Source organism: Pantoea sp. B9002 (genome assembly GCF_013385945.1).
Taxonomy (GTDB): Bacteria; Pseudomonadota; Gammaproteobacteria; order Enterobacterales; family Enterobacteriaceae; genus Pantoea.
Genome location: NZ_JACAPA010000048.1, coordinates 237 through 14,219 on the forward strand (window position 1 = coordinate 237; position 13,983 = coordinate 14,219).

A 13,983-nucleotide genomic window follows, 5' to 3' on the forward strand; every position below is an offset into this window, starting at 1 on the left:
GTGACCGTCTTTAACGGCAGCACCGCCGTCGGCAGCGTCACCGCCGGCGCGGACGGCAGCTGGAGCTGGCAGTACAGCAGCACTGAGCGCTTTGCAGAGGGAGCCCACGCGCTCACCGTGCGGGCCACCGACCCGGCAGGAAACGTTTCGATGCCGTCTGCAGCCTTTACGATTACTGTCGATACAATTTTACAGGCCGCAACAATTACAGCGGGAACGGACAATGTTGGTGCATTAACAGAAACAATATTGCGAGACCGGGTAACAGATGACACCACGCCTGAATTCCATGGCACTGCCGAGCCTTTCGCGCTAGTCATCCTTTATGACAACGATATTCCGTTAGGTTCTTTCCATGCTGACGCAAACGGGAACTGGAGCTGGACGTTGCCCGAACTGTCTCCCGGTCGTCATAATTTGACCATTTCCTCCAGCGATAAAGCAGGAAATATTCAGACCTCGAATGAAACCTATCCGTTCCAGGTTGGCCAGGTATGGGACTTTAATGACGGTACGTTTAATGGTTGGACAATCCATGGTGCTCATGCTGCTCCCGGTGCGACATTCACTACTGAAACAGGTGATGGTGGCTATCAACTTGAGTTTACGACCCCTGGCGGAGCAAACTATGCTGCCGATGTGATGAGCTTACAGATACAAGTTGAGGCAGGTAAAATCTATGATTTCAGTTTTATCCTTAGTCGGATCACCAGTTTCACGCTAATAAACCCTGCACAGCTAGCATTAACAGTAGATGGTGTTCCGGTGAGTAACTATTTTACTGTCCTTGATACACCACAAAAGGTTGAAGGTTCCTGGACATCAAACATCACAGGAACAGTGACATTAGCAATCAATAACTTGGTGACAACTGGATCTGGAAATGATTTTTGGATTGATGATATTGCCATTGCGCCAAGTGAACTGGCTGGTCCGGTGATGACATTCAGCGCTCCGTCATTTGAAAATGAGCTCGCAACACTTACCTTCCAGGATTCAGTTCCTGGAATGGAAGAAGATAATAGTGAAACCATTTTCCTGACACAAAGAGAGATTTTGCCCCTGAGCGAACCGTCTTTGTTTGCAGAGGTTGCAGAAGATCATGATACAGAGCTATTGATTAACGATGATCTGATGGACCAAGAATTGCACGATACATCAGTTATCGAGCAAGATATAAATGAGCATCAGCTTTTCCTCCCAGTCAACAAACAAGTTGATTTAATAGCCGAGCAAAATATTGACGTAACTCAACACTAGTTAACACAGTAAACCTCCCACTTATTCTCTTTATGGGATAGCTAAAGCACTGCAGATATAACTTGCAGTGCTTTTTTTACAGTGCAGATCTGTAAAAAAACGTTGGAAGAACAGTCAAAAATATTAAGAATATAACATCATGTGTCAGCTGCATGATTAAACCAATATCTAAATAGTCATAGCCCGTCTAAAAGTAAGTGACAGTTTAAGTCAGCATTAAGGTTATTTGGATAGATGGCACCGAGATTTTAGTGGTATTGATACAATAAAAACGGGCAGCCTTAGCTGCCCGTTTTTATTGGCTGTTTTTTATTTAGAACGAATAACGTACGCCAAAGCCCGCGCTGTAACTCTCGCGCTCTTTGAGCGCAGAAGAGGATGCGCCCATCTGGTAACCCAACGCACCATACACTTTCAGATTAGTCGTCAAGCCGCTCCCCACGCCCACTTCGGTGCTAATACGCCCTGCTGATGAAGCCAGCGGTGCACTATCTTTCCCGTCGTAAACCGTAGTAGAACGGCCATTCCAGTCTTGCCAGTAATTGACACTGGCAAACGGTTCAACCACTGCGCCAGATGCCGTTTCAATGCTCCATTTCGCGCGCAAACCTAAGCGTCCTGTCGTGCCGGTGGTTTTACCTAACGCAACGTTGCTCTGACGATCTGCACTGTCTTTGAAGCGCGTTTCCTGCCAGATGAGTTGCGCTTGCGGCTCAAGGGTAAAGCCCGCACCGAATGACGGTAAGGCAAACGGATAACCGCTCTCCAGCGAAGCAACCAGACCATATCCTGTCGTCTCGAGGCTGCCTGACTCACTCGCTGCGCTACCGCGATAGCGGGTGCCCTGCACTGTAGCATCCAGATAGCTGTCGCCCGGACCATAATGCGTCCAGTAGCCGCCCAGTGAGGTACCGGTGAGTTTTACTTTACCGGTGTTCTGGCGTTCATATTGCGTGCCCGCTTCGTTTGTCACCAAACCGCTAACCGAGATATTGGCGCGGGTTTGTGCCGCATACAGGCCAAAGCGTTCGCGATGTCCTTCAATGAAACTGCCCTGCCAGAGATCGGCACCTATCTGTAAACCGCCCAGCGTGCCTTTTGCCGTTGGTGCAGCAAAGGCCTGATATGAATGATCTATTTCGCTCACCAGCAGACGTGTCCACATCGCCGGCCCCTGCGCAGCATCGTTGATCATCAGTGCCATATCGCCGCCGCGCTGGCTCAGCGTGCCCAGCGTCAACATGCCGAGTTCGCGAGCAACGGGTTGAACCACACCGTACGTCGCCACGGCAGGACCGATCACCGGATACTCACCCGGCGGCAATACGGCCGGTGGCGGGGTTAACGGCAAACTTGTACCGGGTCGACCCGGTTTAGTCGGATCAACATCTTCGCCAGGCTCGGAGGGCAGCTCGGGATTCACCGGTTCGACGATGTCACCGCCTTCGCCTGGATCAACAGGCTTCCCCGGGTCAACCGGGCCAACAATGAACTGATTACGCAGATACCAGCTATCCGTATCTGCGCCACTCAAACTTCCACGGAACAGACGATAACTCAGCGCGCCGCTGCGTGTATCGCCAGCCAGACGGAAGGCATCGTCTTCGGTGGTTGCACCATTTATCGCCTGAATAATCTGAATGCCGTCGGCATAGGTATACTCTTCGCCGCGGTTGGTATTCGTGATAGCAACGCGCGTGGTACCGCTGGCATGGCCGCCATCCAGGATCAACTGGTCTGTTGGCGAACCGTCTGCGCCCAACCAGCTGTTCAGTGCCAGCACACCGTCGTTGCCAGTGTAGTCTCCCGTCACCGTTATCGCGCGATAATCGGCCGCACCAACGGCACCGGGGCGCAGCGTCCCGCTATTAGTCAGTGACCCGAAAATTTTTGCCTCACCTGTCAACGTACCTGCTGCGGCAATAGTGGTATCAGACTGCACAGAGCCCTGAATACGCAGAGTGCCATTCTCAACGCGCGTCGCGCCGGTATAAGTTTGATCGCCCTCAAGCGTCAGCGTGCCTCTGCCCAGTTGCACCACATCACCGCTGCCGGTGATTGCATTACTGAAGGTGATATCATCACTGCGATTAAACTGCAGCGTACCTACATTGACGACATCGCCGGTAATACTGCCGCTGGTGCCGCCATTTCCTACCTGCAGCGTGCCGTTCGTGATGGTAGTTCCGCCGCGCCAGCTGTTATCCGCGCCAAGCACGGTAGTGCCGCTGCCCATCTGCTCGAAACGTCCTTCGCCGGAGATGACGCCGTTCAATAATGTGGCGTCTGAACGATTTACCTGCAATCCGGCACCGGAGGCAATATGCACATTCCCGGCCAGATTGCCGCGCGTGCCGCCATCACCGACTTGTAGGTTACCCGCTTCAATTTGGGTACCGCCGGTATGGCCGAGATCGCCGGTCACCACGCTATTACCCGTTCCCCTTTGTACCAGGGCGCCACTGCCGCCGACGTTGCTGGTCAGTGCCAGTACGTCAGAACGATTAAGTATGAGTTGCGTGTTATTAACAATATCACCCAGCAAACTACCGGAGGTGCCACCATTACCAATCTGTACAACACCGTCATCAATAACCAAGGTTCCGTTCAGGCTGCTGTCACCGGTCAGGATAAGTGCGCCACTGCCCTGTTTGACTAACATCCCACCGCTCCCGGTGATGCCGCCGTTGAAAGTCAGATCGTTACCATTATCGTTGATAATTCCACCGTTGCTGCCCACGGTAAGACGATCTGAAATATCGCTGGTATTGCCGGTCTGCCACAGCAGCGTTCCGCCGTTCAGTTCGACCGTTCCGCTTCCGAGGTTGACACCATTATCAAAAGAGAGCGTGCCCTGTTCGATGCGGGATCCACCATTCCATGAATTATTACCGCTTAGATTCAATGTTCCTGCGCCGGTTTTGACTAGCATGCCAGTGCCGCTTATTGGACCTGAAATATCCATGGTAGAAGCCGTCCCGTCAGCCAGGAAAGTGCCAGTGCCCCCAAGCATTATTGGCACATCAGTTCGCAAATCGTCGTTGACGCTAAAATTGGCTAAGGTACCATCATTTAAGCTGATCTCTCTTGTCGCGATACCATTACCGCTTAGGATGTTACCTGCGCGCAATAGCGCGCCACTTTCAACAGCAATGCGCGCGATCATGGAGCCGGGTCCACTGATGATATCGCCCATGGTGATGGTATTGGCCCTGATGACTCCACCATTACTGACACTTAAATTAGCGAACACGCTTCCAGTACCTGAAGAACGTTCACTTACGCCTAATCGCAATTGATCAACTTCTAATAGCCCAGCGCCCATACTCAGTGTTCCTCGTGCCGACTGGGAGCCATATCTAGCAGTACCAATCGTAAGCGTATTCACTTTCGCACTAAGTGTCCCATTTTGGGTGTTTAAAGAACCTGTAGATCCGGTGAAGTTGCTGTTGGTGCCGGTACCAATATCGATATTCTTCACTGCATCAATACCATTGGTTCCACGCAACACTAATATTCCGCTATCGATCGATGCATTAAATACTACTACACCAGTACTCTGATTATTTCCCAGCATCAGTGTTTCTATATTGAATATATTCGTCTTGCCCAATATGAGTACACCAGAGTTAATCATATAACCACTTGATGATCGGTTAATAGAGCCTACACCTAACATTTTTGCTGATATCGTATTTGTTTCATCCGCGAGGGTGACAACAGCGTGGGTATGACCAGAGTTATCAGAATTATTACCTGTGCTACGCCCTGAAATAATCATAGAACCTAATGGGTTTTCGAAAACAAAATGGGATAACCCCCCCATTCCTAAACTAGTACTGGTATTGGCTCTATCACCACCGATCAACAAATCACTGGTGCCGTTATAAACAAGGGTGCCGCCCTTGCCGGTGACGTTAGCAGCAATGTTATTGCCCACACTTAAGCCATTAATCTCTTTGCGTTGATTGGCAATATCTTCCGTGCGATTTGAGGTGAAATCCCAGACCTCCGCTGAGGCAGCACTCCCAAAGGCTATGCTCAGTGAAAAAAGACAAAGGGTTAATGCATTTAAAGAAAATGTCGGCACTGTAATATCAGCCACCGGCGGTGATGAATGAATAGTTGATGGCTTCGATATGCGCATGGCACTTCTCCTGCTATTAAGAATCATGGCCAGGTAAGGAATTTCTTACTGATGGCCTATTCTAGGGGGAGCGTGCTTAAATGCTTGGCGAGACATTTCTCGAAAATAGGAATTGGCTGTAATTATAATGACTAATTTAAAGGATATTGGGCGTCGACAACGGTATGAGGCAGGCAGAGGCAGAGCCGATATGCATAGCGACCTTACGAGGAATTAGCGGAGATAAAAAGCATACTTACAGCAATCCTTTGCATGCCAGTATGCTCACACTTAAAGCAAGAGTAGATAATAATAAGAACGCAAAAATGAAATAAACGGGCTTAAAGCCCGATTATCAAATCCTGATAACGGAAAAGCTCAACATCAGATTTCATGCCAAGCTTACGCAGCGCACCCTGCTTTTGGCCGCTGATGGTTTTACGACTGCGATTAAACTTCTCGGCAATTTGCGTAATATTCAGACCAGCAAGATAACAGCGAATTACCTCCATCTCACGCGGGGTGAGTTCACGCACCAGAATCTCAATATCTTTTCCACCGGGACGCACACTCGGAGCGATATAGGGATACATATCAGCGTCTGGCTCATTAAACATATCCAGCTCGTGCTGCATATCGGTGCTGAGATAACGTTTACCGGACGCTACTTTACGAATAGCCGCAATCAATTCTTCCTGCTCTTTGCTTTTACCCACAAAGCCCATCACGCCGGCTTTAATCACCTGATTGACCACCGCTGGGCTTTCAATGGCCGACGAGACCAATATTTTCAGTTTTGGATAGTGCAGGCGAAAATGTTTAACCAGCTGCAGACCATCGAAATCCTCTTCAGCCAGCAAATAATCCAGGACTAACAGATCAATCTCGCCATTTTGTAAAGCTGACGTGATTTCCTGCCGATTTTTGTACATACCGACCAAATTCAGGTCTAACTCATATTCCAGGCTGTAGTGTAACGCTTTGCGAATAAGTGGATGGTCATCCAGGATCGCCACTTTAATCGGGGGATTTTTATTTAACATCATTTTCATCCGTAAGAGTAAGGGGAAACCGCAACAAATGCTGTGGCGTCATACCCCAAAAGGTGTTAACGACCTGGCGTGTTCAGCCATTCGATCAATTGTCCTGAACTGGCATAGCTACGCATAATAGCGGCATAACCATCGAAACGACTGCTGACTTCACTGACCCGATTATTATAGTAGTCAGATTCCGCGCTGAGCACATCCAGTAAGGTGCGCTTGCCTAAATGATACCACTGTTCAAAGAAAGCCAACCGGATACGATCTGACTCCACTTTCAGGTTCTGGTACAAGTCAGCGCGTTCCAGTAACGATCCGGCATCCTGATTAGCCGCGCGAACACGCTGCTCAAGATCGCGATGCTGCTCATCCACTAAATGGCGATTTGCCTCCGCGCGCGCCAGCGCAGCACGTTCAGCTGCACTGTTTGAGCCACCACGGAACAGTCCCCAGCTCATTTGCAGACCGGTCTGGAAGGCCTGCGTGCGGCCAAGCTCATCTTCCCCGGTATTTTTGCTCACTACCCAGTTCAGGCTTGGCAAACCGGATGAACGAACCGCTGCGGCTTCAGAAAGCGAGGCCTGCGCATCGGCTTTTGCTTTGAGGATGGTCGGGTGACGATCCAGCCGTGCCAGCTGACCATTCAGGTTAGGTAAACTCATATTCCATTGCGCGGCAGCTGGCAGCGCAACCTGTGATTCACCCAGCAGGCGATAAATAACAATCTCGGTATCACGGGCGCGCGAAACGGCCGCATCCAGCGACGATTGAGCCGTCAGTAAACGCCCTTTCGCCTGGGTTAATTCGCTGCTGCGTCCTTTATCTACCGCAACAATGCCGCTCAACATCGCCGTTAATTCTTTCATGCGGGCAACAAAATCCTCGCTGAGTGCAATGATCAGACGCTGCTTGTTGAGCTCAATCATCGCATTACTCAGTTCCCACGCGGTGTTTTCTTCTTCAGCCGCGATGCTTACCGTTGCGGCACGCGCCTGATCCTGACGCGTTTTAATGGTGTTACTGGTCTGGCCGAAGTCATACAACGTGGTCGCAACATTAATGCCCACGGAAGGAACATCACTGCTGCTGCCACCATTGCGGGTGCCGCTGCCAAAATAGAGGCTTTTGCTGTTACTGGTAAGATCAACCTGCGGCCAGCGCTGGCCTTTTGCTTCATCAACACTGCTTTCTGCCGCCGCCGCTTGTGAGCGTGAACTGCTGATGCGTGGACTGATGCGCAATGACTGACGCACCGCGTTCGCAAACAAGGTTTTAATTTCGGCTTCTGACGGCGCATTCGCTGCCGTACGACGCGGCGTAGCGACCTCGCGCGGCACCGAAGGCATCGGCGTTAACGCTGGCTGCGCCGCGGTGTTGACCTCGCGGAAATAGGACGAAGTGCTGGCGCTACTTGTTGGTAAAGATACAGCAGACGGTGCGTCCAACGGAGCCCTTACCGGCGCGGTTGCGGGTTGCACCGGCTGAAATAGCGGCCTTTGCGATGTGACTGGCGGCTGCGCCACAGTGGTCTGTGTCACTGGCGGCTGCACCAGTGGCTTTACTGGCTGCGGCTCGGGTTTGACCGGTGCCACAGGGCGATTGAAGAAGCTGCCGGAAAGCGATGGGTTCACCCAGTTGGCAGCCGGAGCCGTGCGCCGGGGAGCGCTTTGCGGCGCTTCAACGCGTGCCGGAACAGCGGGGGCCGCAGCCACCGGCATCGTCCTAACGGCTGGCGCGGCAACCGATGCCGGTGCCACCGGTTTAGCGGCAGACGCAACCGGACTCGACGGTGCCACCTGAATAAACATCAACAGCTCATCGTCGTCGCTGGCTGAAATAACCGGCAGGCTGGCCATTCCGCTCAGCGCGGCGACAATCGCCAGCGTCAGCAGCTTAACGTTATAAGGACTTTTTTTCATATTACGTTGCGACATCTGTTAGCGCTCCCGGAAGGCTTCACGGGCTTTCAGCACCGGTTTAAGTAAGTAATCAAGAATGGTTTTTTCACCGGTTTTGATTTCAACGCTGGCAACCATGCCGGGAATAATCGGCAACTGTTTGCCGCCCGCCTCAAGATGGCTGTTATCGGTCAACACCATCACGCGGTAATAAATCGCATCAGGGCGGCCTGCGGCAGCTTTTTGATCGTCCTTTAACGTATCGGGACTGATATTTTCCACCACACCGGTCAACCCGCCGTAAATGGCGTAATCGTAGGCGGTGATTTTCACCGTGGCTTTTAAGCCAGGACGCAGGAAGGCCACATCTGAAGGACGAATCTGGGTTTCTACCAGCAGCTGATCTTCCAGCGGGATGATTTCCATAATGTGTTCGCCGGGCTGAATAACCCCGCCAATCGTACTGACACGTACATTCTTAATGGTGCCGCGTACCGGTGCCGTAACGGTGGTGCGGTCCACGATGTCGGCGCGTCCCACCAGGTTTTCGGTGGTTTGCGAAAGTTCAAGTTCCAGCTTGATCAGCTCGGAGTTCGCTTCAGCCTGATAACGGTTTTTGCGCTCGGTAACCTGCGAAAGAATGTCGTTGGCCTGGCGACGCATACGCAGCATTTCCACTTCTGACAACAATCCTTTTGCCGCCAGCGGTTCCGACATCCGGATCTCGCGGGAAGCCAGCGCGTGGCTGCGTTGAAGAGAAGCCACGCTGTCATCTAATGCCCGCAGTCGCGCGTTATAGGCACGGGTTTCCTGCTCAACCACTCCCGGGTCCTGCATGACTTGCTCATCAAACTTCAGCGGCAATGAATAGGCTTCGGCGCGCAAACGGGCGATGGTGGCTTTCAGCCCGATTACTTTGGACAGCGCCTCACGATAGCTTGACTGCGCGCGAGTAGGATCGATCTGTAACAGCATCTGGCCGCGTTCGACTACGTCACCTTCATGCACATTCAGGCTCGCGAGAATGCCGCCTTCCAGGCTTTGAATCACCTGCTCACGGCTCTTAGAAATGATCTTCGCTTCACCGCGCGTAATCTCTTCCACGCGAGCAAACTTCGCCCACGTCAGGCCACCAATAAGCACCACCACAATCATGTACAGCACCAGTTTGGAGCCGGGCGTGGTTTGTGCCAGCAGCGACTCCTGAACGTCATCCATAAAGGCGGCGTCCGCTCTGGATAGTTGTGGTTTTTTCTTTTTAAACAACATGTTCAGTCTCTCAGGCTAAGTTAGGTTGCTGGGCATCAGCAGCAGGTTCATTCGCCGCTGGGATGGCTGCCTGGCTGGCTGTCGGAGGCGCGTTAACCGCGTCTGTGGCCGCCACCGGCTGTTTTTTCGCCGCCGGTTTGCCCTGCAGTTCGGCCAGCACCTTCTCTTTCGGGCCGTCTTTTACCACCTTGCCCTCTTCGACGATGATGATGCGGTCAACCAGCGCCAGTAATGACGGACGATGGGTCACCACAATCAACGTCTGGCCCTGAATCGCTTTATGCAGCTGCTGAATGAATAACTGTTCGGTCATGTTATCCATCGCGCTGGTCGGCTCATCCATCAGCAGCAAGGTCGGGTTTGCCAGCAGCGTACGCGCCAGAGAAACCAGCTGGCGTTGACCGCCGGATAAACCGTCGCCGCCCTCGCCAACCGGCAGATTGATGCCGGCAGGATGTCGAGCCGCTACCTGATCCAGGCCGGTCAGCTTCAGCACACGTAACAACTCACGCGGCGTGGCGTCCTGGCAGCCAATCATCACGTTTTCACGCAGGGTGCCGCAGAACAGGCGTGCATCCTGGCCGACATAGCCGACCGCTTTACGCCAGTCGGCGGGGTCAATCTGATTAACGTCCAGGCCATCAGCAAACATCTGTCCGCCGGTCGGTTGATACAGACGCGCAATCAGGCGCAGCAGGGTCGATTTACCACTGCCGATACGGCCTAAGATGGCGACGCGTTCACCTGCGTTAATGTTAAGGGACACTTTTGTCAGCACCGCCGGATTTGGCTGCATTGGAGGCGCAGGATAGGAGAAGTCCACCGCTTTCAGCGCGATCTGGCCGGTAACCTCGGGGTTGGGCAGATAATCCTGGGCCGTATCGCGGTCAACCGGCATTTCCATCAATTTGTTGAGGGAATCCATTGCCGCTTTGGCCTGCTGGTAACGAATCGCTAAGCCCACCACCTGGCCTAAAGGCGCAGTCGCACGACCTGAAAGCATCACCGTGGCGATCAACGCACCCATGGTCAGCGTGCCGGCATCAATCAGATGCACGCCGATAACGATCAGCATCACCGTTTGCAGCTGCTGGAAGAACGCAACCGAACCGGTGGCCATCGCCGAATAGCTTTTGGATTTCATGCCCGTAGCAGACTGCAAGGCACTGAAATTCTGCCAGCGACGCTGCATCCATGAAGTGCCGCCGGTGGATTTGAGGGTCTCGATCCCTTCAATCGATTCGATCAACACGCCCTGTTTCAGCGATGACTCTTTCAGGTTCTCTTTCATCACCTTCGAAAGTGGCCACTGGATGATGACGCTGACAATAATGATCAGCGGGATCATCATCATCGGCACCCAGCCCAGCGCACCGCCGATGACGAAAATCACGCCAACAAACATCAGGGTAAACGGCAGGTCGGTAATGGCAGAAAGCGTGGCCGAGGCGATAAAATCACGTACCGATTCGAATTCACGAATCTGGTTAGCAAATGAGCCCGACGAGGCTGGCTTGTGCTCCATGCGAATCGACATCGCCTGGCGGAACAACATGCTGCCTATCACCAAATCCGCTTTTTTTCCGGCCACATCCAGCAGATGGGCGCGGATATAGCGCGTGACGGCTTCAAAGATCATGGCGATCACCACGCCAATGGCCAGTGACCATAAGGTGACAAATGCCTGGTTGGGGATCACGCGGTCATATACGTTCATGGTGAAGAAGATGGAGGCCAGTGCCAGCACGTTAATGAGGACGGCGGCAATGGCGGTGCTGCGGTAGTAGCGGCGATAGCGCCATAAGGTGCTGAACAACCAGTGACCGCTCGGTTGCGGCAGCATGTCTTCTTCACGCTTATCAACTTTAGCCACAGGCTTCACCAGAATGGCGTAACCGGTGTAATACTGGGTCAGCTCGCTGTGCAGGATCTGAACCGGCTTGTCGGTGACTTCCGGCATGATGATCTGATAGGCGTACTCTTTTTTGCCTTCGGCATTTTCTGCCACGCCGCGTGACAGCAGCACACAGCCACCGGAACCTTCACGCAACAGGATGATTGGCATCACCTGCTCAGGCAGCTCATGCGCGCCGCGTTCAACCAGACCGCCCGCCATGCCGGCATTTTCCAGTGCCTGCAATGCCAGTGAGGGGGAGAGTAAGTTGCCGTGCGGAAGTCCCGCCAGCAGCGCCTCATCGGATTTATCAAGACCGTAGTGGTGACAAACCCATGAGACACTTTTGAGCAAGCTGTCGTCCAGGCGGGTAAACGCCTTGGCTTCCACGACTTCCGTCTGCTCCGTAGTGTCAGTGCCTTGTTGCATAGTTATCTCTCTGTCAGATCATAATTCCAAAGCAAAAAGTCGGTGATGCAGACGCTTTTGCGTAATGGAGAAAATTCTGACAGAGAGAGGTCAAAAACCTACGCAAGACATTTCCCGAATCCAGTCCTTATTGGGACATTTCTTATCGATTAGCGTGCGTAAACCACAATCTGCTGCTGCGGCACCGCGCACTCACCGATGCAGGTTTGCGGCTTGACATCTGACTGTACCGTGGCGGAAATAGCGACCAGTTCGGAAGGAACTGCGTTGTAGATCAACTGATTACGAATAATCTCTGCACGCTGCTGACGCAAGCTATCCGCTAACACATTGCCATGCTGATCGCGGGATTGACTCAATACATCCACCTGATTGATGCGGTTGAGATCCTGCCTGATGGTCAGCGCCAGATCCCGGAGTGCTTCTCGTCCTGGCTCAGACAACGTGCTGCTGCCCGGCGAGAACAACACCGCAATATCGATGGTGTATTGTCGCGTTGCCTGCTCGCGGTCGCGATCGTAAGCACAGGCCTGAATCTGGGTGGCCCGGTTGAGCATGTGCGCCTGACGATGGATGCTTTGCAGGCTGGCTTCGGCCTGTATCCGATCCACTGACTGTGGCTCGGTTACGCCCAGTTCATTGACGCGCAGGAAATAGGTGCTGCCTCCCTGCAGATCGGCTTGGTACAGATGGGTGTTTTTACCTGGATAATGCGCGCCCTGGGTGAAGTAGGCACCCAACTGGTGCCTGCCCGGTCGCAGGCAGAATGCGGTGTAGCCGCCTGGCAATAGCGTGGTATGAAATTCGCCGTCAACGTATACATTAGCGCCTGTAAGCTGCTGGAATTCGCTGCGCTCACGGTAATAAATCACCTGAGCAAGTTGGTTAACCACCGGTAAGGTGATATCAAATTTTTCAGCAAACAAGGGGCGTGAGGGTGTGTGTATAGCGGCTTCAGCGGCGGCGGCGAGGGAAAGTGCGGCCAACCCGCAGCGCCATCCGAAACGGATAATAGCCATCAGGATTTATTCTCTTTCGCTAGAGGAATGAAAAAGCAGCGATGCCGGGAGCGGCCATCGCTGCGTTGGGACAAAAAGAAAGGCGTTACTCGCTGGCGGCGCTGCCGTCGACGCGAATGGTGACGCGGCGGTTCGGCGCATAACAGGCGATTTGCTCCGCCTTGTTACCGGCGCAGTGCTGCACCAGTGGTTCGTTCATCCCGGCGCTGCTGGCCGTGATGTCCCGCGCCGGAATCCCCGCCTGAATCATCATCAGACGCACCGTGGCCGCACGGCGCTGGCCCAGCTTGTCGTTGGCCGCAGCCGAACCGATCTGGTCGGTATGGCCGGTGACCACCACGTTTCGCAGCGTGTGGTTCTCGCGGCGGATCTGCTGCACTAACTCAGTAATGGCGCGATCGCCTTCACGCGTCAGGCTGCCACGTTCAGACTTACCGAACGGGAACAGCACGTCGCTGGACAGCGTGTAATCTTTAAACTGCTTTTCGGTGTACTGACAGGCTTCCACCGCTGAGGCGCGCGACAGCGTGTGATTCTGCTTACGCATCGCCTGCAGCACCTGTTCGGCATCCGCCCGGCGTACCGCCTGCGGCAGACCGGTAACACCGTCACCTAAGCGCAGAAAGTAGGTACGCCCGCCTTCCAGCGTGCTGCGCCACGGCTGAGTGGCTTTGCCCTGATACGACGGCGCATCTTTGACGAATGCCCCAACGCTGTGGTCGCCCGGTGCCACGCAGAAGGTGGTATAGCCGTTGGCTAACAGCGCTGACTGGAACTCGCCGTCAATATAAATATTGGCGCCGCCCGGATGTTCGTCGCTTTCGCGGTAGAACACGATCTGCGCCTGGGTTTTACCCACGCTCGCCACCGGCTGGTAGCTGTGCGCGTAGGCTTCAGGTTTGACCGCCGCCTGAACGGTGAATAAGGCGCTGCTCAGTACCAGTGACAGCGCGCTGATTTTAAATAGAGTCATAACGTCTCCACGGCTCCCGCAAAGGGAGTCGGAAATTAGATGAGTGGAATGGTGTTGCATGCTGCCGGGCTG

Annotated in this window: 8 protein-coding genes; 1 reads left to right on the top strand and 7 read right to left on the bottom strand. The window is 53.4% G+C overall.

From position 1 onward, the window contains the following. A partial coding sequence (locus tag HX773_RS21230; RefSeq protein ID WP_176973200.1) for an Ig-like domain-containing protein occupies window positions 1-1,260 on the top strand: 1,260 nt, incomplete at its 5' end. Between the two features lie 313 nt (window positions 1,261-1,573). On the opposite strand, the gene HX773_RS21235 is transcribed toward HX773_RS21230, so the two are convergent. The 7 genes from HX773_RS21235 to HX773_RS21270 all read right to left on the bottom strand — a co-directional run bounded on the left by HX773_RS21235 (window position 1,574) and on the right by HX773_RS21270 (window position 13,911). Continuing rightward, a complete protein-coding gene (locus tag HX773_RS21235; RefSeq protein WP_176973201.1) occupies window positions 1,574-4,192 on the bottom strand; it encodes an autotransporter outer membrane beta-barrel domain-containing protein in 2,619 nt (872 codons plus the stop codon). A 1,535-nt stretch (window positions 4,193-5,727) separates the two neighbouring features. Further along, window positions 5,728-6,432: a response regulator transcription factor gene (locus HX773_RS21245; RefSeq protein ID WP_255433288.1), complete on the bottom strand. Its 705-nt coding sequence runs from the start codon at window positions 6,430-6,432 to the stop codon at window positions 5,728-5,730. A gap of 62 nt (window positions 6,433-6,494) precedes the next feature. After that, window positions 6,495-8,363, bottom strand: a complete 1,869-nt coding sequence (locus HX773_RS21250; protein WP_255433289.1) for a TolC family protein — start codon at window positions 8,361-8,363, stop codon at window positions 6,495-6,497. 3 nt (window positions 8,364-8,366) lie between these two features. After that, the gene (locus HX773_RS21255) at window positions 8,367-9,596 is read right to left on the bottom strand and encodes an HlyD family type I secretion periplasmic adaptor subunit (protein ID WP_176973202.1); all 1,230 of its coding nucleotides are present in this window, start codon (window positions 9,594-9,596) and stop codon (window positions 8,367-8,369) included. A gap of 10 nt (window positions 9,597-9,606) precedes the next feature. Continuing rightward, on the bottom strand, window positions 9,607-11,919 hold the full coding sequence (locus HX773_RS21260) for a type I secretion system permease/ATPase (RefSeq protein ID WP_176973203.1): 2,313 nt from the start codon (window positions 11,917-11,919) through the stop codon (window positions 9,607-9,609). A 149-nt stretch (window positions 11,920-12,068) separates the two neighbouring features. Continuing rightward, window positions 12,069-12,938: a hypothetical protein gene (locus tag HX773_RS21265; RefSeq protein ID WP_176973204.1), complete on the bottom strand. Its 870-nt coding sequence runs from the start codon at window positions 12,936-12,938 to the stop codon at window positions 12,069-12,071. Between the two features lie 85 nt (window positions 12,939-13,023). After that, the gene (locus HX773_RS21270; RefSeq protein ID WP_176973205.1) at window positions 13,024-13,911 is read right to left on the bottom strand and encodes an OmpA family protein; all 888 of its coding nucleotides are present in this window, start codon (window positions 13,909-13,911) and stop codon (window positions 13,024-13,026) included. Window positions 13,912-13,983: the final 72 nt, after the last annotated feature.

What these genes read in the sequence shown, in the direction of transcription:
- HX773_RS21235 (WP_176973201.1), bottom strand. Translation starts at nt 4,192, where the DNA reads ATGCTAGTCAAAACCGGCGCAGGAACATTGAATCTAAGCGGTAATAAT.
- HX773_RS21245 (WP_255433288.1), bottom strand. Translation starts at nt 6,432, where the DNA reads ATGATGTTAAATAAAAATCCCCCGATTAAAGTGGCGATCCTGGATGAC.
- HX773_RS21250 (WP_255433289.1), bottom strand. Translation starts at nt 8,363, where the DNA reads ATGTCGCAACGTAATATGAAAAAAAGTCCTTATAACGTTAAGCTGCTG.
- HX773_RS21255 (WP_176973202.1), bottom strand. Translation starts at nt 9,596, where the DNA reads ATGTTGTTTAAAAAGAAAAAACCACAACTATCCAGAGCGGACGCCGCC.
- HX773_RS21260 (WP_176973203.1), bottom strand. Translation starts at nt 11,919, where the DNA reads ATGCAACAAGGCACTGACACTACGGAGCAGACGGAAGTCGTGGAAGCC.
- HX773_RS21265 (WP_176973204.1), bottom strand. Translation starts at nt 12,938, where the DNA reads ATGGCTATTATCCGTTTCGGATGGCGCTGCGGGTTGGCCGCACTTTCC.
- HX773_RS21270 (WP_176973205.1), bottom strand. Translation starts at nt 13,911, where the DNA reads ATGACTCTATTTAAAATCAGCGCGCTGTCACTGGTACTGAGCAGCGCC.